Consider the following 21,065-nt stretch of genomic DNA (forward strand, 5'->3'; position numbering starts at 1 on the left):
TCAGCTCTGCGGCACATCGATGTCGGTGTCGGTCAAGGCCAGGTCGACGCCGTCCGGGGCGCCGTCGCGCAGCGCCCGGAGCGCGGCGAGGTTGGCGGCGGCCTCCGCGGTGCAGGGGTGCCGCCGGCCGAGGTAGCGCAGGGACGCCCGGTGCGTCTCCTCCTGCATTCCGAGGGCGTCGTCCAGGTCACCCCGGGCGGCCAGGTGGCCGGCCTGGCTGGTGGTGGCCGCCAGCGTCCACGGGTGCACCTCGCCGAGCCGGGCCCGCAGCAGGCGCAGCCCCCGTTCACCGTTGTGGACGGCCTGGTCGAGCTCGCCCGCGCCGCGCTGGAACAGGCCGAGGTTGACCGAGCAGACCGCGGTGAAGGGGTGGCCGTTCTCCAGCTGCCGCTCGTAACCGCGCAGGCAACGCATGGCGTGCTTCACGGCGATCCCGGCGTCGCCGGCGCGGTAGTAGTCCGCGGCGAGGCTGAGCAGGCTGGCCCGGGTGAGCGGGTGGTCCTCTCCGAGATGCTCCCGGTAGCCGCGGAAGGTCTCGGTGCTGCGCTTCTTGGCCGGGATGGTCAGCCCGAGCCGGCGCTCGGTGACCGCGAGGCTGCGGTTGACCCGCAGCTCGTCGAGGACCGGCGCGCCCGGCAGCTCACGCACCCGGGCCAGCGCCTCGCGCAGGGTGGCCAGCGACCGGTCGTACTCGCCGGCCTCCCGTTCGAAGCTGCCGACCTGGCACGACGCCCGCCAGGTCCGCGGGTCCTCCGGGCCGAACAGCACCATCCGGCGGTCGCGTTCCAGCCGGGCCAGCCGCAGGGCCTCCCGCGCGTCCCCGGTGAGCAGGAAGGAGATGGCGAGGTTGTTCACCGCCATCCGGGTGTTCGGGTGGTCGTCACCGACCACCTCCCGGAAGCCCTTGAAGGTGGCCTGATCCTCGACCAGGGCGTCCTCGAAGCGGCCCAGCCCGCGCAGGTCGCCGCCGCGCCCCCGACCGGCGATCAGGGTACGGAAGTGCCGCAGGCCGTAGCTGCGGCGCTGCTCGGCGAGGACCCGCTCGTCCAGGCGCAGCGCCTCCTGGTAGTGCCCGAGCGCCCGGTGCAGGTTGGCGGTCTGGACGAAGAGCCGCATGCCGAGCTGGTCGAGTTCCTCCGCCACCTCCCAGCGCTGGCAGGCCTGCTCGGCCAGCCGCAGCGCCGACTGCCAGACGTCGCTGTCGCTGAGCAGGAACAGGTGGCGCAGCTGCTTGACCACCCAGTGCCGGACCCGCCGGTCGTCGGAGTCCAGCGCCCCGGACGGGACGAGGTGCCGTTGCAGCTCGTCGAAGACGCCGGCGTAGCGGACGTCGTCGGCCTCCGGGTCGGTCGGGGCGTACCCGGCCAGTCCGTGCAGGACCTGGCGGTGCCGCTCGTGCCGCTGCGGCGCGGCGATCCCCTCCCGCAGCAGGACCTGGATGGCCCGGTGCATCCGCAGCGACGCGCCCTGCCCCCAGTCGACGTCGTAGAGCGCGAAGCGGGCGCCCACGGCGAGCACCAGGTCGATCTCGCCGGCGTTGAGCAGCAGTTCCTCGGCGTCGACGCCGGCCGCGGCGGCGAGCTGGGTGAGCATGGCGGTCGACCGCAGCAGCGGCAGCCCGATGCCCTCCGGGGAGAGGAACGCGCTGAGTTCGGCCAGCCTGGTCGCGAGCTCACCGAACTCGGTGTCCCGCAGCGTGCCGAGGGTGATGTCCAGCACCCGCGCCACGCTGGAGGTGTGCGAGCCGGGGATCCGCTCGTCCGGGTCCTCGTCGGAGCGGCGCTCCAGCCGGGTCAGCAGCTCGACCACGCAGCGGCCCACCGCCTCCAGGTTGGGTACGCCGTCGCGCTCCAACCGCCGGGTGCTCTCCCGCATCCAGGCGGTGCCCAGCCGCAGGGCCAGCGGGAGGTGCTCCAGCGCGACCGCGATCGAGCGGGCGTCCTCGGTGCTGATGCCGAGCACCCGGCGCAGCATGGCGACGCTCTCGTCGCCGGTGAACGCCGCGACCTCCAGCGGGGACGGCAGCCCCGAGGAGCCGTCGTCGCGGGAGGTGATCAGGGTGTGCCCGGCGCCGGCCCGCGGCAGCAGCCCGGTCAGGACGTCGGCGTCGTCGGCGTTGTCGTAGATCAGCAGCCACCGCGAGAAGGCGCCGCGGGGCGCGGAGAGCGCGTCCAGGGCGGCCTCCGCGGCACCGGTGCTGTCCACCGCCTTGATCTCCTCGGCGAGCGCGCCGAGGCCGGTCTGGACGGTTTCCCGGTCCTGCGCCGGGATCCACCAGACCACGTCGTAGTCGTAGGCGAAGCGGTGGGCGAACTCGCGGGCCAGCTCGCTCTTGCCGACCCCGGCGCCGCCGGTGAGGGTGACCGGCCGGCTGTCGTTGACCAGGTGGTCGCGCAGCCGTTCGAGGTAGTCGTCCCGGCCGACGAAGGAGGGGTTGCGCGGCGGCAGGTTCGACCTCAGCCGCCGGTCGGCCTCGGCCGGGAAGCGGGGGACGCTGCGCACGTCGCCGGCCGGCTGGCCGGGCGCGACGAGGCCGAGCTGGCTCAGCAGCAGCGACTGCGCGCGGGTGGCGTCCGCACCGCGCAGGTCGATCACCCGTTGCGGGTCGAACCGCTCCCGCCACCGGTCGCCGGCGACCAGCACCCCGAGCACCTCCGCGGGCGGGTGGGCGGCGCCGGGGTGCAGGCCGGCGAGGTCGGCTCCGGCCGCGGCGGCGAGCTCCGGCGAGAGCACCGCCAGGACGGTCGCGTCGGCGTCGAACGCCGGGTCGACGCCGGGCCGTACCACCCGTAGGTGCGGCCGGACCCCGGCCCGCCGGAGCTGGCCGGCGATCCAGTCCGCCCAGGGCCGGTCGGCCGACTCGTACGCCACGGAGATGTCGTCCGGGCGCTCCGCCGTCTCCAGCTGTACGCCCCGCCGGTAGCGCTCGCGGATCCGCTTCGGCACGGGCGCCGCCCGGTCGACCGCGCCCTCGCTGATCCACGCCGCCACCCGCTCGTACGCCGCCAGCAGGGTGGTCTCGTCGCCGGGCTCGTCGGCGAGCACGGCCAGCACGTCGTCGTAGGTGTCGTAGTCCTGCTCGGGCAGCTCGACGATGTCCACCGTCGCGGTGGCCGGCGCGCCGGTCGCCGGCTCGGCGAGCAGGGTGGCGAAGGCCCGCCACGCGGAGTCGCGGGTCTCGCCGTGCCACGGCTCGGACAGGTCCCGCACGGTCGGCGCGGCGAGCACCCGGATGCCCCCGGTCGCGTGCAGTTGCAGCTGCCCGGCGAGCCCGGCGGCCTGTTGCATGGCGGCCCGGCGGGGCGGTACGCAGACCACGGCGACGTCACTGAGCACCGCGCTGTAGGCGATGCCCGGCAGGGTCAGGTCCACCGGGGTGTCGATCAGGACGTAGTCGTAGGCCGCCTGCTGAAGCAGCTGTCGGACCCGCGCGGCGTCCCCCGGGGGCAGGCCCTGGGCGTCGGCGCCGAGGCCGACCATGGCGAACCCGGCGGTGGAGCCGGGCAGCGCGTACCGGTAGATGGTGCCCTGTTCGGGGGCCGCCGGCGCGATCAACGCGGCGGGACGCACCGGCGGGGCGTCCGGTGCGGGGCTCAGCAGGGTGGCGAGCTCCTCGCCCAGGACCCGGGCGGCCGGGGCGGCGTCCACCTGGAACGAGCGCAGGTAGTCGTAGACGCGGGGAGTCTTGGCGCACCAGTCGACGGCGAGCACCCGCTTGCCGTTGCCGGCGAGGATCCACGCGACGTTGGCGACGGCGCTGCTGCGTCCGGTCCCGTTGGCGGGTGCCACGAACGAGACGATCGTGGCGGCGCCGGGTGTCTCATCCCTGCTGCTGGTCATGGCTCTCCCCGGTGCCCGGGCGGTGGTGCGGGTCGCCGGCGGGTGCGGGCCGCGGCGCCCGTGCGGTCAGTCGTCGCCATCGAGGGCGCTCTCGAAGCCGGCGTACTGGTCGCCGGGGGCGGAGCCGCGGCGTTCCAGGCGGCGCAGCGCGGCGACGAGGACCGCGCTCGGAAGGGCGTCGAGCTCGGCGAGGTCGAGCTCGGTCAGGTCGATCAAATCCGATCGGACGTCGTCCTTCCCGGTGTCCATCCCCCGACCACCGCCTGTCTGCGCGTCGTGCCCGTCCGTCCCACCGCCGGGCATGCCATCGACCGGTGGCCAGATTCGCTGAGTGCCATCATGATAACCGTGCGCCGCATCCCGGGAGGCCACCCGGACGGCGGCAGGAGCAGGGACGACAGGCCCACCGCGGGGCGGCCCGGCGACTGTCCACACCCCACTGAACGGCATTTGTCGATGTATGCTCGTTGCTCGGCAGGTGGCCGGGATCGGCGACCAGGACGGCGGAGCGTCTGATGCCCGGATCGGTTGGCGGCCAACGGCCCTGCGGCGGCACCGCGGCCCGCCCCGCGCCGCCGGTGCGGTCCGTCCCCTTCCGACAGTTCGTGGTGAAGCTGCACAGCCGGTGTGACCTGGCCTGTGACCACTGCTACGTGTACACGATGGCGGACCAGCGCTGGCGCTCCCGCCCCCGGTCCATGTCGGAACGGGTACTGGCCCTGACCGGGGAGCGGATCGGCGAGCACGCCCGCCGGCACGGCCTGGACCGGGTGGGCGTCATCCTGCATGGCGGCGAGCCGCTGCTGGCCGGCCCGGCGGGCGTCGCACGCGCCGTCGCGCTGATCCGGCGCGGCGCCGCACCGGCGGTGGCGCGGGTGACGGTGCAGACCAACGGGGTCCGGTTGGACGACACCTTCCTGCGGCTGTTCGACCGCCTCGACGTGCGGGTCAGCGTCAGCCTCGACGGGGACCGCACCGCCCACGACCGGCGCCGGCGCGGTCCCGACGGGCGGGGCAGCCACGACCGCGTCCAGGCGGCGCTGGGCCGGCTGACCGCCTCGTACCCGCGGCTGTTCAACGGTCTGCTCTGCACGGTGGACCTGCGCAACGACCCGGTCACCACCTACCGGAGCCTGCTGGCGTACGACCCGCCGACGGTGGACTTCCTCCTGCCGCACGGCACCTGGACGGCACCGCCCCCGGGCCGCCCACCGGACCCCCGGCAGGCCCCGTACGCGCGCTGGCTGACCGCGGTCTTCGACGAGTGGTACGCGACCCCCAGGCAGCGCACCCGGGTCCGGCTCTTCGACGAGATCATCCAGCTGCTGCTCGGGGGCGCCTCACGGCTGTCCGGGGTGGGGACCAGCCCGGTCGCCGTCGCGGTGGTGGAGACCGACGGCGCGATCGAGATGGACGACACCCTCGGCGCCGCGCACGCCGGCGCCGGGCGGACCGGGCTGCACGTCGGCCGGGACACCTTCGACGCCGCGCTGGCGCAGCCGGGGATCCGCGCCCAGCAGGCCGGGGTGGCCGGGTTGCCCGCCGAGTGCCGGGCCTGTGACCTGCACCGGATCTGCGGGGGCGGCCTCTACACGCACCGCTACCGCGCCGGTGCCGGCTTCGACAACCCGTCGGTCTACTGCGCCGACCTGTACCGGCTGATCAGCCACATCCGCCGCGCGCTGCGCCGGGACGTCGCCGCCCTGCGGGGAGCGGCGCGGTGATCCCGACCGGGCACCGGATGCCCCGCGCGGTCCTCGACGAGCTGGCCGCGGGCCGGGGCGGGCCGGACGCCGTCGACCGGCTGCGGGCCGCCCAGCACAGCAAGAACCTGCTGCTGGTGCGGGCCATGGTGTTGCTCGCCGACGAGGTGGGCCACCCGGACCGGACGGCGGTCGAGGCGGCGTACCGGGCGTTGGGTCGGCTGCGCGCGGCGGACCGGGCGGCGGCGCTGGGTCATCCGCCGGTCGCCGCGTGGGCCTTCGGCACCGCGTCGCTGCTGCGCCGGGGCGGTCGGCCGGCCGGGTACCCCGGCCTGCTCGCGGCGGTGGCGGCCGCCGCCGCGGTGCGCGCCGGCGCGCCCGCCGACCTGGACGTGCCGCTCGACCCGGCCACTCCGGGCCGGCTGGACCTGCCCGGCCTGGGCGCCGTGCGGGTCCCGGCCGGGGCGGCGCGCGCGCAGGTGCGGTGCGCCGGCGGGCGAGCGGAGGTGTACTGCGCGGGCGAGCGGATCGAGATCGGGCCCGACCGCCCGGCCGACCCGCGGTGGCGGCCCACCCCGTGGCTGCGCGTGGCGCACGACGGCGTGCCGCTGACGCTGCTGCTGGACGCCGCAACGTGGCGGCACGTCCCGCTCACCGTGGCCGCCGGCGTCCACCCGGTCGGCGACCCGCAACGCTGGCAGGAGCCGCTCGGCGAGGGGTGGCGCCTGCTGGTGGACGGCCACCGGGCGGTCGCCGAGGAGGTCGGGGCGGCCCTGCGCACGCTGGTCCCGCTCCCCCGGCCGGACGCCGGCATCCGCAGCGGCACCTTCCACCACGGCTTCGGCGCGGTGGCGATGTCGCTGCCGCGCGACGCCCGCTCGGCGGCCGTCACGCTGGCCCACGAGGTGCAGCATCTCAAGCTGGCCGCACTGACCGACCTGTTCCCGCTGGTCGAACCGGGGTCGGGTGAGCTCTTCTACGCGCCGTGGCGGCCCGACCCACGACCGCTGGACGGCTTGCTGCACGGCGCGTACGCCCATCTGGGGGTGGCGGGCTTCTGGCGCCGGCAGCGGCGCTCGGAGGCCGACCCGGCGGCCCGGCGGCACGCCGAGGTGGAGTTCGCCCGGTGGACCCGGGCCGCCGGGGACACCGCGCGGCTGCTGGCGGCGCAGCCACGGCTGACCCCGGTGGGCCGGCGCGTGGTCGCGGGCATGACGGCGGTCCTCGACGGCTGGCGCCGGGAACCGCTGCACCCGGACGCGGCGGCGGCGGCCGACCGGCTGCTCGCCACGCACCGGGCCCGCTGGGAGCGGGAACGGGCCGGGGCCCGGTAGGGGTGACAGCGAGGCTCGCCGATCTCCTCTACGCTGTGCCGCATGGGGGACGGTAACGACCAGCCCACCCGGCGTGAGTGTTTCGTCATCGCGCCGATCGGTCCGGAGGGCTCCGAGATCCGCAAGCGCAGCGACCAGATCCTCAAGCACGTCATCCGGCCGGTGGTCGAGCCGCTGGGGTTCGACGCGATCCGGGGCGACGAGATCGAGCGCGCCGGTCTGATCACCTCCCAGGTACTCGACCGGATCATCCAGAACGACCTGGTCATCGCCGACCTGACCGACCAGAACGCCAACGTCTTCTACGAGCTGGCGGTGCGCCACGCGCTGCGCAAGCCCTTCGTGCAACTGATGGCGAAGGATCAGCAGCTTCCCTTCGACGTGCAGGGCATGCGGACGATCCTCGTCGACCACACCGACCTGGACAGCGTGCACGCCGCCAAGGAGCAGCTGCGCCGGGCCATCGACACGGTCACCCGGGACGCCGACATCGTCACCCCGATGTCGGTCGCGCTCACGTTGCAGGACCTGCGGGGCTCGTCCAGCCCGCACGAGACCGGCCTGTCGCAGCTGATCGAGACGCTGCCGCAGATGATGGACATCCTCCAGGACCTGCACCGGCAGATGGGCGCGAGCGGCCCGGCGCACACCCCGGACGACGACGACCACCGGCGGCTGCGCAAGCTGGTCGAGTCGTTGACCGACCGGGGCGGGGTGACCGAGCAGGACCTGGCGCCGCTGCTCGGCGGGGGCAGCAACCGGTTCGAGAAGTGGGTGCAGCACCTGATCCAGCGGTTGAAACGCGCCGGCTGACTCAGCCGGTCAGCCAGCGACGGATCTCCTCGCCGTGCTCGTCGAGGCGGGGCGGCGCCAGGTCGTAGCGGGGTGGGGTGGCGGAGAAGCCGATCGGGTGGCGAACGCCGGGCACGCCGTCGACCTCGACGACCGGGTCGAGACCGAGGTCCCGGGCGAGGGCCACGCCACCGTCGACCGTGTTGATCGGGGCGCAGGGCACACCGGCCGCGCGCAGGTCCTGGAACCACCCGTCCCGGGTCCGCTGCCCCAGCCGGGCGACCAGGATCGGGCGGAGCGCGTCCCGGTTGGCCGTGCGGTCCTGGTTGCGCCGGAACCGCGGATCGTCGGCCAGCTCCGGCAGGCCCAGCACCCGGCACAGCGTGCGGAACTGGGCGTCGTTGCCGGCGATGACCACGAGGTCGCCGTCGGCGGTGGGCAGCGGGTCGTACGGGAAGAGGCTCGGGTGGGCGTTGCCCATCCGCAACGGCGACGCACCGCCGGCGACGTGGCCGCTGGTCTGGTTGACCAGGCCGGACAGGGCCGAGGAGAGCAGGTTGACCTCGACGTGCTGCCCGACGCCGGTGCGGGCGCGGTGGTGCAGGGCGGCGAGGATGCCGATCGCCGTGTGCAGGCCGGCGATCACGTCGAAGACGGCGACCCCGGCCTTGTACGGCGGGCCGTCCGCCTCGCCGGTGAGGCTCATCAGCCCGGACGCCGCCTGCACCATGAGGTCGTACCCGGGCAGCTTCGCGCCGGCGCCAGTGCCGAAGCCGCTGATGGAGGCGTAGACGATCGGCGCGTTGGCGGCGGCGACGCTGTCGTAGTCCAGCCCGAAGCGGTGCAGGCCGCCGGGGCGGAAGTTCTCGATCATGACGTCGGCGCGGCGGACGAGTTCCCGCGCGACCGTCAGATCGTCGGGGTCGGCGAGGTCGAGGACGATCGAGCGCTTGTTGCGGTTGACGCCGAGGTAGTAGGTGGAGGTTCCGTCCCTGGTCGGGGGCATCCAGGCCCGGGTGTCGTCGCCGCCGGGGCCTTCCACCTTGACGACGTCCGCGCCGAGGTCGGCCAGCAGCATGGTCGCGTACGGGCCGGCGAGGACGCGGGAGAAGTCCGCCACCAGGACGCCGCTGAGCGGGCCGGGTCGTTGCTCGGCCACCACCGCTCCCCCTTTCCCACCACCCGGCGGGGCTGCTTCCCGCGCTCCCGTGCGAAGGTACGGATCCCAGCCGGGTCGCGCCACCGCCGGGCCGTCGTCGCCGATCACCCCGGCGCGCTCCCCTGCCGGGCGCGGCTAGGCTGCACCGGTGACCGAACCGCCAGCCGTGGCCCGCCTGGAGGTCGAGCCCTCGGGCCTGGCCGTGCTGACCATCGACGCCGGGCCGCTCAACCTCTACACCCTCGACCTGCACGCGGGGATCGACGCAGCACTCGACGAGCTGCCCGACGACACCCGCGCCCTGCTGATCCGCTTCGAGGGCCGGGTGGTCAGTGCCGGCGTGGACGTCGCCCTGTTCGACGCTCAGCAGTCACCGGAACAGGCGAAGGTGCTCTTCGACCGGATGCTGGCGCTGCCGGAGCGGATCGCCGGGTACGACTTCCCCACCGTCTTCGCCGCCCACGCGCTCTGCCTGACCTGGGCGTTCGAGGTCGCCGTGGCCTGTGACCTCATCCTGGCCGCGCAGCGGGCCAGCTTCGGGCTGGTGGAGAAGGTGGTCGGGCTGACCCCCACCATGGGTGGCACCCAGCGGCTGGCGGCCCGGGCCGGGGTGGGCCGGGCCAAGGAGTTCGTGATGACCGGCGAGCGGTATCCGGCCGCAACGCTGGAGCGGTGGAACGTGGTCAACCGGGTGCTGCCCGACGACGGTTTCGACGGGGCCGCGCGGGTCTTCGCCGCGCAGCTCGCGGCCGGCCCGACTCGCGCCCACGCCGCCACCAAGACGGTGCTCGACCACTTCGCCGCCGGGGGCGTGTCCGAGGCCGACCGGCACGTCACGCAGATCGCCGCGGAGCTCTACCGCACCGAGGACCTGCGCCACGCGGTGCGGTCCTTCCTGGACGACGGGCCGGGTCGGGCGACGTTCCGCGGCCGCTGACCGGTCGCGCGGCTATCGTGTGGGCGACCTGACGGCCGCCCGAGGAGACCCGTTGACCCGTTCCGTGCGTCCCTGGTACCGCCGGATGACCGCCCGGCGGCCCGACGAGGCGTACCGGACGGCCACCCCGTTGGAGCTCTTCTTCGACCTCTGCTTCGTGGTGGCGGTCGCCCAGGCCGCGGACAACCTGCACCACGACGTGTCGGAGCACCACCTCGGGCACGCGACCGGCAGCTATCTGATGGTGTTCTTCGCGATCTGGTGGTCGTGGATGAACTTCACCTGGTTCGCCTCCGCCTATGACACCGACGCCGACGTCTTCCGGATCACCACGCTGGTGCAGATCTCCGGCGCTCTCATTCTGGCCGCCGGAGTGCCACGCGCCTTCACCGAGGGCGACTTCACCACCATCACCTACGGATACGTGGTGATGCGGCTGGCCGCCGTCGCGCACTGGACGCGGGCGGCGGTCGGCGACCCCGCGCACCGGGCCACCACGATCCGGTACGCGATCGGGGTCGCTGTCGTGCAGGTGGGCTGGCTGCTCCGGCTGGCTCTCCCCGACGGCTGGGGGGTGGCGTCCTTCGTCGTACTGGCCCTGGCCGACCTGCTGGTGCCGGTGGTCGCGGAACGGCCGGGCATGACCACCTGGCACCCGCACCACATCGCCGAACGGTACGGGCTGTTCACGCTGATCGTGCTGGGTGAGGCGGTGCTGGCCACCTCGCTGGCCATCCAGACCGGAGTGGACGCCGGTGGTGAGGGCCTGTGGTCACTGGCGGGCGCCGGCGCGGTGATCGTCTTCGCGCTCTGGTGGCTCTACTTCGACCGGCCGGTGGAGGTGCCCACCCTGCTACGCAGGTCGCTGTTCTGGGGTTACGGGCACTACTTCATCTTCGCGGCGGTCGCCGCGGTGGGCGCGGGCCTGGCCGTCGCGGTGGACCACGAACGGCACGTCGCGCACCTCTCCGGCGTCGCGGCCGGGTACGCGGTGGCCATTCCGGTCGCCGTCTACCTGTTCACCGTCTGGGTGCTGCACGTGCGCCGACAGCAGCGCGGACCGGTGGTGGCGGCCTTCCCCGCGACCGTGGCGCTGGTGCTGCTCGCCCCGCTGGGGCCGGTGCCGGTGCACGTCGTCGCGGCGCTGCTGTTCCTGCTGGTGGCGCTGACCGTCGCGACCCGGCGGCGCAGCGTACGGCCGGGCACCGAGGAGGCCTGACCGGGACCGACCCGGCCCGGCCTCCGTGCCGGGTCGGTCCGTCAGCGCAGGCCGGCTCAGCGCGGGCCGGCTCAGCGCAGGCCGGCGAAGAGGTCGTCCTCGGGCAGCGGCGCGCCGGTGGTGTCGTGGACCCGGACGAAGGTCTCCATGCCCATCAGCTCCGTGAACCGCTCCCGGCCCAACTGCAGGAAGAAGATGTTCTCGCTCTGGCTGGAGTGCGTCGCCAACGCGTCGAACTTCTGCGCGCCGTACATGCTCGTGTCCACCCAGGTGGTGATCTCCTCGTCGGGCAGGCCGAGCTGCAGCCCGGGCTCCGAGGACGCGTCCGGCTCCGCCCACTCGACGCCGATCTCCTGCATGATCTTGGCGAAGCCCGCCATCATGGAGCGTGGCGCCGTGGTCGAGTACACCTTGGCGGGGATGTCGGTCAGCGCGACCGCGGCCATCGTCACCCGGTGCGCCTGGATGTGGTCCGGGTGGCCGTAGAAGCCGTTCTCGTCGTAGGTGACGACAACGTCCGGTCGATACTCCCGGATCAGCTCGGCCAGCCGGTTCGCCGCCTCCGCCACCGGGGTGGTCCAGAACGAGCCGGGCAGGCTGTTGGTGGCCCAGCCCATCATCCCGGAGTCGGCATAGCCGAGCGTCTCCAGGTGGGCGACCTTCAACGCCGCGCAGCTCGCCTCCAGTTCGGCCTGGCGCATCGCCACCACCGCGGCCGGCTCGTGCGCGGGATCGTCGGGCTTGATGCCGCCGGGGCCGTCACCACACCGCCCGTCCGTGCAGGTGACGAGCACCGTGGTGATCCCCTCCGCCGCGTAGCGCGCGAGGACACCACCGGTGCTCGTCGCCTCGTCGTCGGGGTGGGCGTGCACCGCCATCAGAGTCAGGGATCGTTCAGCCATGCCCCTACCCTACGAGCGTCGTCGCGACCGCGACGGGCCAACGGATCGCCATCGCCTCGGCGACCGTGAGCCGCCCTACCGGCATCGATGTGCCCTTCGCCGATGAGGTGGCATGATGTGCGCGAACGGGCCGTTTCCCGGGCCGGGGATGGATGGGCGACAGGGTGGCGCACCTCGAGGCGAAGACGTCCGTCGAAGCGGGACGGGCGGTGGTGCGACTCACCGGCGAGTGCGACCTGGCCGCCCGGGAGGAGTTGATGTCGGTGTTGCTGGCCGCCGTGGCCAGCGCGCCCGTCGTGGTGGTCGACCTGGCTGCACTCGACTTCCTCGACTCCACCGGCATCCACGGCCTGGTCACCGCCCACCACGAGGCCCTCGCCGCGGGTGGCCGGCTGTACCTGGTCAACGCCGTCGGGTCCGTCGCGAACGTCCTGGACATCACCGGCGTCGGCGAGCTGCTGCGGCACCCCGCCGACGAGGACGGCTCGTGGCAGCGGTGACGGCCGCCGCCGGGCCGATCGGAGGCCACCGACTTGGCTGACCATCCGGCCGCGTGCTCGCCGGCCGTCGAGTCCCTCCCCTACAGCCGGGCGAGCGAACTGGCGACCGTCCGCGCGTTCGTCTGTCACCGGGCCCGGGCCGCGGGCCTGTCGGCCGCCCGGGTGGATCTGCTCGCGCTGGCGGTCAGCGAGTTGGCGACCAACACGTTGCAGCACACCGACGGTGGCGGTCTGGTCCGGGTGTGGGCGGAGTCCGGGCAGCTCATCTGCGACGTCGTCGACCAGGGCGCGCCGCGCGGGTTCGGCGGTGACATGCCCGCACCCGGGGCGCTGCGGGGCAGGGGGCTGGCGATCGTCGCCCGGATCTGCGACGAGGTGGCCGTCCACGCCGGCATGGCGGGGACGGCGGTACGCCTCCGCTTCCACCTGTGAGGACGGCTCACGGCAGCACGCGGACCGCCAGGGTGCAGGTGTCGTCCTCGGGACTGGGCCGGTGCAGCACGTCGCGCAGCCGCGGCAGCGTCTGTTCCCCCGGCTGACGGGACAGGGCCGCGAGCGCCCGCATCACCGGGCCGAGCAGGTCGTCGATCCTCCCCGCCCGCCGTTCCACCAGCCCGTCGGTGTAGAACAGCAGCAGGTCGTCGCCGCGCAGCTCCGGCGTGACGACCGGGTACGCGGCGTCGGCTTCGGCACCCAGCAGCAGTCCCGTTGGCCGGTCGAGTTCGATGGTCGTCCCCGCCCGGGACAGCAGCGGAGCCGGGTGCCCCGCCCGCGCCCACGACAGCGTCCGGGCCACCGGGTCGTAGACGCCGACCACCGCGGTCCCGGTGATCTTCAGCTGCCGGCAGAGCCGGTTCATGTGCCCGAGCAGCGCTCCCGGGTCCCGGATGCCGATCGACAACCACGCGACCAGGGCGAACCGCAGATGCGCCATGCCGCTGGCGGCGTCCAGGCCATGTCCGGCGACATCGCCCACCGCGAGCGCGACCAGCCCGTCCGGCAGGGTCTGCGCGTGGTACCAGTCACCGCCCACCTGCATAGCGCTCTCCGCCGGCAGGTAACCGACCAGCACCTCGAGGCCGGCCAACGGGACCGGCTCGCGGGGCACCGGCTGGATCAGGTTCTGCAGTTGACCGGCGAGGCGGTGCTCCGCCAGCGCGGTCATCTCCCGGGTACGCAGCTGATCGTTGAGCTGCTCGATGGCGGTACGCGAGTCCACCCGCGCGGTCACGTCCTGCACGACGGCGTAGATCTTCACCGGGGCGCCGCCGGCGTCGCGGGCGATGTCGGACAGGATCCGGAGGTGCTTCACCGACCTGCCGGCACGGAATCGGACGGTGACGTCCGACGCCGCACCGCTGTCCAGCGTCTGCCAGGCGGTCTCGCGCAGTCCATAGTCTTCGGTGACCAGGGCCGCACCCTGCTCGGCCCGCGACATCGGGCCCAGCGCCTGATCGCGCTCGAAGATGCGGTACATGCCCGGGGACCACTCGCTGAGGCCGCTGACCAGGTCGTACTCCGCCCAGCCGAGGCTGCCCAGCAGCTCCGTGCGCTCCAGCCGGCGCCGGTCCTCGTCCAGCCGCTGCCACCACACGAGCAGGCCGCCCATCACCCGGTGCACGCTCACCTCGAACAGCGAATCGGCGACGACCCCGGCCTGCTTGCCCTCGTACCGGAAGTTCGGCAGTCGATCCGGGGTCCCGCTGGCCAGCACCCGTTGGTAGGTCTGCCACAACGGGCCACCGACCATGCTGGGATACAGCTCGCTGAGCAACCCACCGACCCGCCCCGCACCACGGCCGTAGACGTCGCGACCCTGGTCGCTGGTGGCCGCGACGCGGTAGTCGACGATCAGACCGTCCCGCCCCGTCACCGGCAGCAGCCACGTGCACCCGGCCGGGGTCGACGCCAGCACCTCACGCACCGCCGCCACGAGGTCGTCGGTCAGCGGCGGCAGCGCCTCGGCATGGTCGCCCCGTAGGGCATTTTCCGCCATGCCAGCAGCCTAGCCATCGCGCGTTCGCGCCGACGCGCGCCGACTCGGCGCGGGCGCGCCATTCATCAGGCGGGGCGGACCCGTCACCGGCCGTTGCGACGCGGCACGACCCGGCGCGCGACGGCCAGCAGGTACTCCTTGCGGTCCGTGGGGTGCTGGTCCGAGCGCAGGCGGGTGGGCGGCTCGCCGCGGACCGGGCGGTGGTGGTCGAAGGTGGACTCGAAGATCCCCTCACCGCGGGTCAGCGCCGGCAGTCGCCGCTCCACCGCGTGCACCCGCCGCGCCGGGATGTCCCCCTCGATCACGTACGACGAGCCCTGCGGCAGCGTCGTCCTGGGCACCGCGTCCAGCCTGGCCAGCGTGGGGAGTACGGCGTTGAGCACGTCGCCCGGCAGTTCCAGCCGGAACCGGTGCATCGGCTCCTGGACCCGGGTGCCGGCGTTCCGCAGCGCCTCGATCAGCACCAGCGGGGTGAGGTTGCGGAAGTCCCCGGCCGTGCTGGACATGCTCTTGTCGAAGGTGCCGTGGGAGTGGCTCTGCCGGGCCCAGTACCCGGCGTGGGTCATCGTGACCTCGCAGTCGAGGACCTGCCAGCCGTGCAGTCCCTGGCGCAGCGTCTCGCGGACGGTCTCCTCGACCGCGGTGAAGAAGGCCGGCGGCATCGAGCCGAGTTCGACGCCGAGCCGGAAGCGGAACCCGCTGCCGGTCGTCCCGGGTGCCACCCGGAGGCCCACGGTGGCCAGGAACGGGTTGGGCGCCAGCCCGATCAGCTCGACCGCCGATCCGGTGCCGACCAGCCGTTCCACGAAGACTGTGGTCGTCTCTTGGAAGCTGACCGGCACGCCGTACTCCTCGGCGAGCGTCGCCTGGATGACTTCCTTCTGGACCTCGCCGTAGAGCGAGACGCTGATCTCCCGCCGGGCCTCGTCCACCCGCACGTTGATCAACGGGTCCTGCTCGGCAAGTTGGCTGAGCGCGGTGTGCAGGGCGGCTCGGTCCGCCTCCCGCTCCGGCGCCACGACGGTTTCCAGGCTGGGCAGGGCGAAATGCGGGCTGTCGGGGGATCCGGCCCGCCGCGCCACCCCGACCGGGTCGCCGATCCGGACGTCCCCGAGACCGCGCAGCAGGGCGATCCGGCCGGCGGTGACCGCGTCACCGCGTACGGTCGAGCCGCGGTCGAAGACCTCGATCCCGGTCACCGTGGCGAGCCGCCCCGCACCGACGGGCAGCCGGTCGCGCACCCGTACGGTGCCACCGAAGAGCCGGACGTAGGCGATCCGCTCGCCGGAGGGGCCCCGCTGCACCTTGAAGACGGTGCCGGAGGTCGTGCCGTCGACGCCTTCGTCAGCCACCGGCAACAGCTCGGTCAGGCCGACGATCAGCGGGGCCACCCCCGCGCCGGTGATTGCCGAGCCGGCGAGCACGGGATGGACCAGCGCCTGCCGGGTCTGCACGGCGAGGACGTGGCGCAGCCGCCGTCCGGTGAGGCGCCGCTCGTCCTCGACGTACTCCGTCAGCAGCGCGTCGTCGCGAACGGTGAGCAGGTCGAGCAGCCGCCGGGTGAAACCCGGGTCGGTGTCGAGGTGGGGTACGCACCGGGCGGCCGTCGTGCCGGCCCCGTGCACGGCGCCCGTCGCCACCACGGCGGGGGTCAGCCGGGCGGCGATGTCGCGCAGCACCCGTTCGGGATCGGCGCCGGCCCGGTCGATCTTGTTGATGAAGATCAAAGTCGGCAGGCGGAGCCGCTGCAACGTCCGCATCAGCACCCGGGTCTGCGCCTGCACGCCCTCGACCGCGGAGAGCACGAGCACCACACCGTCGAGCAGGTCGAGGACTCGTTCCACCTCGGCGATGAAGTCCGGGTGGCCCGGCGTGTCGATGAGGTTGACCGTGACGCCGTCGACGACGAAGGAGGCCACGGCGGATCGGATGGTGATGCCGCGTTGCCGCTCCAGCGCCATCGAGTCGGTCCGGGTCGTGCCGTCGTCCACGCTGCCCATGTCGTCGATGACCCCGACGGCGTGCAGCAGGCGTTCGGTCAGGCTGGTCTTGCCGGCATCAACATGCGCGAGGATGCCGATGTTCAAGGTCTTCACGAAGCGTCATGTCCTTCGGGTGAATGAGCATTCCCAGGCGGTTGGACATGAACGCAGCGCGCATCTCTCATCCTCTACGGTCGGGTGCGGTGACCCACCCAGTCGACCAGCGCGTACGCCGGTGGGCAACCGAATAACGCCGTCCGGTCGAACGGGTCAGTGGCCGCGGTAGAGGGCCTCGATGTCGGCGGCGTAGCGGGCGTGGACCGCCTCGCGCTTGATCTTCAACGTGGGGGTGAGTTCTCCATCGGCTTCGGTGAAATCCCGGGGCAGGATGCGGAATTCCTTGACGTGTTCCGCCTTGGACACCGTCCCGTTGGCGTGGTCGACCGCGGCCTGGATCTCCTGGCGCAGCCCGGCGTCGTCCCGCAGGTCCGCCACCTCTGCGCCCGGGTGGCCGTGGGCGGCCCGCCACCGCTGCCAGGTCTGTGGGTCGATGGTGACCAGCGCGGTCACGTACGGCCGGTCGTCGCCGACGAGCATGGACTGGCTCACCAACGGGTGCGCGCGGATCTGCTCCTCGATGGGGGCGGGGGCGATGTTCTTGCCCGCCGCCGTCACGATGATCTCCTTGAGGCGGCCGGTGATCCGCAGGTAGCCGTCGTCGTCGAGGCTGCCGAGGTCACCGGTGCGCAGCCAGCCGTCGTCGGTGAAGGTCGCTCGGGTGGCGTCGGGGTTGTTCCAGTAACCGGAGAACACCATCTCGCCGTGGACCTGGACCTCCCCGTTGTCGGCGATGCGGATCTCCGCCCCGGGCAGCGGGCGGCCGACGGTGCCGATCCGCATGGCCGAGGGCAGGTTCGCCGTCACCGCCGGAGACGTCTCGGTCAGCCCGTACCCCTCCACCACGGTGATGCCGGCGCCGCGGAAGAAGTGCCCCAGCCTGTCCTCCAGCGGCGCGCCGCCGACGATCGCCAGCCGGCACCGTCCGCCGAGGGCGGCGCGCAACGTCCGGTACGCCAGGACGTCGCACCCGGCGTGTGCCAGCCGCAACAGCATCCCCGGACCCCGCCGGGTGTCCATGGCCCGGCTGTACCGCACGGCGACGGTGTCCGCGACGGCGAACAGCCGTCCCCGGCTTTTGTCGTCGGCACGCTGGCGGGCCCTGGCGTACATCTTCTCCAGCACCCGCGGCACCGCGAGGATGAACGTCGGGCGGCACTTGCGCAGCTGGTCAAAGACCCTGCCCGGGTCGGCGCTGTGCACCATCGTCGACCGGGTGTGCACCACACCCACCTGGATCATTCGGGCGAACGCGTGCGCCAGCGGCAGGAACAACACCGTCGACGCGCCCGGGTGCAGCAGCTCCGGCAGCACCGCCGTCGCGTTGCTGACGTCGCAGTAGATGTTGCGGTGGGTCAGCGCGCAGCCCTTCGGCCGGCCCGTCGTGCCGCTGGTGTAGACGATCGTGGCCAGGTCCCCGCCCGACACCGCCCGCCGCCGCGCCTCAGCTTGACCGTCGTCGACGGTGCGGCCCTGGCCCGCCAGGGCGATCAGGCCCCCGGCGTCGATCTGCCACGTCTGGCGCAGCGCCGCTAGGTCGTCGCGCAGGCCGGCGAGCATCGCGTCGTGCTCGGCGGTCTCCACCACACACCCGACCGCACCCGAGTCCGACAGGATCCACCCCAACTGCTCCGCGCTGGAGGTGTCGTAGATGGGAACGGTGACCGCGCCTACGGACCACAGGGCGTAGTCGACGAGGGTCCACTCGTAGCGGGTGCGGCTCATCAACCCCACCCGGTCCCCGTGGCCGACGCCGGCGGCGATGAACCCGCGCGCGAGGGTGAGCACGTCGTCGCGGAACTGTTCGCAGGTCACCGGCAGCGCTCCGCCCTGCACGGACCGGCGCGCCGGCCACGACCGGGGAATGGGATCCGGGCGGACGAACTGCACCAGTTCAGGGTCCTGTCGGGCGTTGTTCCACACCATTTCGGCCAAGCCGGGCACCGGTGTGCCGGTGACCACCGCCTTGACCGTCACGTCCTGCACGACCGCTCCTCCGCTCGCCCGCACCGCCGCCCAGACGGCACCCGGTCATCATGACCTGACCAGCGGATCAACCGGCCGGGAACGGGGAAGTTCGGATCGCGGCACGGCGCGGACCGGTCAAGATTCGGCGGACCGGGTGCAGGGTAACGGGGACGGGTGTCTCCTACCGGTAACAACGACAGCGCTGCCGCCGTACCCGGACCGACCGCCGCCCCGACGGCGCGGAAACGGCGACGCAGGCGCGTACTGATTGTCCTGGCCGTGCTCGCGCTGCTCGCCGGCGCCGGTCTCACCGCCGGGACGTACTACGTCGACAGCGTGCCCACGCCCAGCGACCTGGAGTTGCCGGAGTCGACCACGGTCTACTTCGCCGACGGCCGTACGCCGATGGCGAAGCTCGGCGCGGAGAACCGCACGATCGTGCCCTACGACCAGATGAACGACGCCGCCAAGCAGGCGATCGTGGCGACCGAGGACCGGACGTTCTGGAAGAACAAGGGCATCGACTTCAGCGGCGTGCTGCGCGCAGCGTGGTCGAACGTCACCGGCGGCCAGCGCCAGGGCGCGTCGACGATCACCCAGCAGTACGCCCGGGTGGCCGCCGACCTCAAGGGCGTCTCCTACTCGCGCAAGCTCCGCGAGGCGGTCATCGCGTGGAAGCTCGACGACAAGTACAGCAAGGAGGAGATCCTCGGGTTCTACCTGAACACCGTGCCGTTCGGGCGGGGCTCGTACGGCATCGAGGCGGCCGCGCAGGCGTACTTCGGCAAGACGGTGCGCCGCGACGCGCCGGCGGCGAAGCAGCTGACCACGGCCGAGGCGATGGTGCTCTGTGGCATGGTGAAGCAGCCGGAGGCCGACCCGGACGACCCCGAGGGCCACCCCGGCTACGATCCGCGGCGCAGCCCGCTGGCCCGGCAGAACTCGATCGACCGGTGGAACTACATCCGCGACGGCATGGTGAAGCTGGGCTACCTGTCGGCGGACGAGGCGGCCAACCTGGCGTACCCGGACACGGTCAAGCCGCTCGATCCCAACGCAGGCCGATCCAACCTCGACCGGCCGACCGGCCTGGTGGTCAACCACGTGCTCAGCGAGCTGCGGCAGACCGAGCCGTTCCAGGGCAAACCCGCCGACTACCTCCGCAACGGCGGCTTCAAGATCGTCACCACCATCGACAAGCGGGTCCAGGACGCCGCCGACGCGGCCGCCGATATCCGGCGCGACACCGCCCCCGAGGCCGTCCGCGGGCAGCCGAAGAACTGGCAGGCCGCGCTGGTGGCGGTGGAACCCGGCACCGGCCGGGTGCTCGGCTACCACGGCGGCAGCGACGGCTCCGGCGCCGACTACGCCGGCTGGTACTACGACGAGAACGGCGAGGCCCGTGGCTTCGGCCAGCACCCGCCGGGGTCGTCGTTCAAGGTGTACGACCTGGCCACGGCGGTCCAGGAGAAGATCTCGGTGAAGCAGCACTTCGACTCCCCGGAGACCAAGGAGTTCCCCGCCTCCGGCCGGACGAAGGGCAGCCCCGCCGGCCCGATCCGCAACGCCGAGCGCGCGCCGTGCCAGCCGGACTGCGCGCTGTGGGAGGCCACCGTCGCCTCGCTGAACGTCACCTACTTCGAACTCACCGAGCAGCTCGGCACCGCCAAGGTGCTCGACATGGCCACCAGGGCCGGGGTCGACTCGATGTGGGCCAACGAGAAGGGCAACCCGCGGCCGAAGCGGGTCGAGCTGCGCGGCCACTCGGGCGAGGAGCTGGCGCGGCACTTCTCCACCGAGGTCGGCATCGGCCAGTACGGCATCACCGTGCAGGACCACGCCAACGGGATGGCGACCTTCGCGGCCGGCGGGAAGCGGGCCGACGCGCACTTCGTCCGCTCGGTGACCAAGGGCGACGAGAAGATCCTCGACGAACAGCTGGTGCAGACCGACATCGGGCTCGACCAGGAGGCGATCGACCAGCTCAACTGGACGCTGCGCCGGGTGAAGGCCGCCAAGCTGGACAACGACTGGGATTCGGCCGGCAAGACCGGCACCTGGCAGGCCGGTACGAGCACCACCCAGAACGTGCACACCTGGATGGTCGGCTACACCGGCGCGCTGGCCGCCGCGGTCTGGCTCGGCACCGTCGACGGCAAGCCGCTGAGGACCTCCGACGGCAGCTACGACGTCTACGGCTCCACCGGCCCCGGGCCGATCTGGCGGCAGTTCATGGAACAGGCCACGGCCGCCCTCAAACTCGACCCGGACAAGTACCGGTTCCGGGAGCCGGCGTTCCCGGACGACGCCCCGTCACCCACCGCCCCGGTGTCGCCGCAGCCGACCTCCGCGCAGCCGACGCCGACGGTGACCCGGCCGAGCGTCACCGCCAGCCCGACTCGAACGCGGAAGCCCACGCCGACGCCGACGCAATCGCCATCGCCCACGCCGAGCCCGTCGCGGAGCCCGAAGCCGTCGCGGAGCGTGGAGTCGTCGCCGACGCCGCCACCGAGGTGACGGGGCCAGCCGCCGCCCGGCACAGCCCCCGACAGGCCGGGCGGCGGTGGACCCGACGAACATGCTGAGCGAACGCAGGGTGATCATCTGCCGGGCCAG

Annotated in this window: 15 protein-coding genes; 8 read left to right on the forward strand and 7 right to left on the reverse strand. The window is 73.2% G+C overall.

What is annotated here, in order from left to right:
• Positions 1 to 3,840 carry an FxSxx-COOH system tetratricopeptide repeat protein gene (fxsT, locus tag AC5RWQ_RS20080; RefSeq protein WP_494284242.1) on the reverse strand — a complete coding sequence of 1,280 codons (3,840 nt, stop codon included), beginning with the start codon at positions 3,838 to 3,840 and terminating at the stop codon, positions 1 to 3.
• Positions 3,841 to 3,906: 66 nt separating this feature from the next.
• Positions 3,907 to 4,089: an FxSxx-COOH cyclophane-containing RiPP peptide gene (fxsA, locus tag AC5RWQ_RS20085; protein WP_334491593.1), complete on the reverse strand. Its 183-nt coding sequence runs from the start codon at positions 4,087 to 4,089 to the stop codon at positions 3,907 to 3,909.
• A 266-nt stretch (positions 4,090 to 4,355) separates the two neighbouring features.
• On the opposite strand from fxsA, the gene AC5RWQ_RS20090 reads away from it, so the two are divergent.
• The 3 genes from AC5RWQ_RS20090 to AC5RWQ_RS20100 are packed head-to-tail and all read left to right on the forward strand — an operon-like array spanning position 4,356 to position 7,690.
• Entirely contained in the window at positions 4,356 to 5,564 is a 1,209-nt protein-coding gene (locus AC5RWQ_RS20090) for an FxsB family cyclophane-forming radical SAM/SPASM peptide maturase (protein WP_494284243.1), read from the forward strand.
• A complete protein-coding gene (locus AC5RWQ_RS20095) occupies positions 5,561 to 6,877 on the forward strand; it encodes an HEXXH motif domain-containing protein (protein WP_494284244.1) in 1,317 nt (438 codons plus the stop codon). Before AC5RWQ_RS20090 ends, AC5RWQ_RS20095 begins: the two co-directional genes overlap by 4 nt.
• 42 nt (positions 6,878 to 6,919) lie before the next feature.
• Complete coding sequence (locus tag AC5RWQ_RS20100; protein ID WP_494284245.1) at positions 6,920 to 7,690, forward strand: hypothetical protein; 771 nt, start codon at positions 6,920 to 6,922, stop codon at positions 7,688 to 7,690.
• A gap of 1 nt (position 7,691) precedes the next feature.
• Here AC5RWQ_RS20100 and AC5RWQ_RS20105 read toward each other — a convergent pair whose 3' ends face one another.
• Complete coding sequence (locus AC5RWQ_RS20105) at positions 7,692 to 8,828, reverse strand: CaiB/BaiF CoA transferase family protein (RefSeq protein ID WP_494284246.1); 1,137 nt, start codon at positions 8,826 to 8,828, stop codon at positions 7,692 to 7,694.
• Positions 8,829 to 8,976: 148 nt separating this feature from the next.
• Between AC5RWQ_RS20105 and AC5RWQ_RS20110 the strand changes: the two genes are divergently transcribed.
• Both AC5RWQ_RS20110 and AC5RWQ_RS20115 read left to right on the forward strand, forming a co-directional pair.
• Positions 8,977 to 9,765, forward strand: a complete 789-nt coding sequence (locus AC5RWQ_RS20110; protein ID WP_494284247.1) for an enoyl-CoA hydratase/isomerase family protein — start codon at positions 8,977 to 8,979, stop codon at positions 9,763 to 9,765.
• A gap of 52 nt (positions 9,766 to 9,817) precedes the next feature.
• Positions 9,818 to 10,984: a low temperature requirement protein A gene (locus tag AC5RWQ_RS20115; protein ID WP_494284248.1), complete on the forward strand. Its 1,167-nt coding sequence runs from the start codon at positions 9,818 to 9,820 to the stop codon at positions 10,982 to 10,984.
• Positions 10,985 to 11,055: 71 nt separating this feature from the next.
• Here AC5RWQ_RS20115 and AC5RWQ_RS20120 read toward each other — a convergent pair whose 3' ends face one another.
• Entirely contained in the window at positions 11,056 to 11,886 is an 831-nt protein-coding gene (locus AC5RWQ_RS20120; protein ID WP_494284249.1) for a PIG-L family deacetylase, read from the reverse strand.
• Positions 11,887 to 12,038: 152 nt separating this feature from the next.
• On the opposite strand from AC5RWQ_RS20120, the gene AC5RWQ_RS20125 reads away from it, so the two are divergent.
• Both AC5RWQ_RS20125 and AC5RWQ_RS20130 read left to right on the forward strand, forming a co-directional pair.
• Positions 12,039 to 12,386, forward strand: coding sequence for an STAS domain-containing protein (locus tag AC5RWQ_RS20125; RefSeq protein ID WP_494284250.1), 348 nt, complete (start codon positions 12,039 to 12,041; stop codon positions 12,384 to 12,386).
• Positions 12,387 to 12,419: 33 nt separating this feature from the next.
• Positions 12,420 to 12,818: an ATP-binding protein gene (locus AC5RWQ_RS20130; protein ID WP_494284251.1), complete on the forward strand. Its 399-nt coding sequence runs from the start codon at positions 12,420 to 12,422 to the stop codon at positions 12,816 to 12,818.
• Between the two features lie 7 nt (positions 12,819 to 12,825).
• On the opposite strand, the gene AC5RWQ_RS20135 is transcribed toward AC5RWQ_RS20130, so the two are convergent.
• From AC5RWQ_RS20135 to AC5RWQ_RS20145, 3 genes are all read right to left on the reverse strand, one after another.
• On the reverse strand, positions 12,826 to 14,382 hold the full coding sequence (locus AC5RWQ_RS20135; RefSeq protein WP_494284252.1) for a PP2C family protein-serine/threonine phosphatase: 1,557 nt from the start codon (positions 14,380 to 14,382) through the stop codon (positions 12,826 to 12,828).
• 83 nt (positions 14,383 to 14,465) lie between these two features.
• Positions 14,466 to 16,478 (reverse strand): GTP-binding protein, encoded by a 2,013-nt coding sequence (locus AC5RWQ_RS20140; protein ID WP_494284253.1) that lies wholly within the window; start codon positions 16,476 to 16,478, stop codon positions 14,466 to 14,468.
• A gap of 156 nt (positions 16,479 to 16,634) precedes the next feature.
• A complete protein-coding gene (locus tag AC5RWQ_RS20145) occupies positions 16,635 to 18,467 on the reverse strand; it encodes an AMP-dependent synthetase/ligase (protein WP_494284254.1) in 1,833 nt (610 codons plus the stop codon).
• A gap of 261 nt (positions 18,468 to 18,728) precedes the next feature.
• Here AC5RWQ_RS20145 and AC5RWQ_RS20150 point away from each other — a divergent pair, with 261 nt between their 5' ends.
• Positions 18,729 to 20,966: a transglycosylase domain-containing protein gene (locus tag AC5RWQ_RS20150; RefSeq protein ID WP_494284255.1), complete on the forward strand. Its 2,238-nt coding sequence runs from the start codon at positions 18,729 to 18,731 to the stop codon at positions 20,964 to 20,966.
• Positions 20,967 to 21,065 lie beyond the last annotated feature (99 nt).

It is taken from the genome of Micromonospora sp. BS32, from assembly GCF_059089345.1.

Excerpts from the sequence above, each read along its gene's own strand:
- AC5RWQ_RS20120 (WP_494284249.1), bottom strand. The coding sequence starts at position 11,886 with ATGGCTGAACGATCCCTGACTCTGATGGCGGTGCACGCCCACCCCGAC.
- AC5RWQ_RS20125 (WP_494284250.1), top strand. The coding sequence starts at position 12,039 with ATGGGCGACAGGGTGGCGCACCTCGAGGCGAAGACGTCCGTCGAAGCG.
- AC5RWQ_RS20100 (WP_494284245.1), top strand. The coding sequence starts at position 6,920 with ATGGGGGACGGTAACGACCAGCCCACCCGGCGTGAGTGTTTCGTCATC.
- fxsT (WP_494284242.1), bottom strand. The coding sequence starts at position 3,840 with ATGACCAGCAGCAGGGATGAGACACCCGGCGCCGCCACGATCGTCTCG.
- fxsA (WP_334491593.1), bottom strand. The coding sequence starts at position 4,089 with ATGGACACCGGGAAGGACGACGTCCGATCGGATTTGATCGACCTGACC.
- AC5RWQ_RS20090 (WP_494284243.1), top strand. The coding sequence starts at position 4,356 with ATGCCCGGATCGGTTGGCGGCCAACGGCCCTGCGGCGGCACCGCGGCC.
- AC5RWQ_RS20135 (WP_494284252.1), bottom strand. The coding sequence starts at position 14,382 with ATGGCGGAAAATGCCCTACGGGGCGACCATGCCGAGGCGCTGCCGCCG.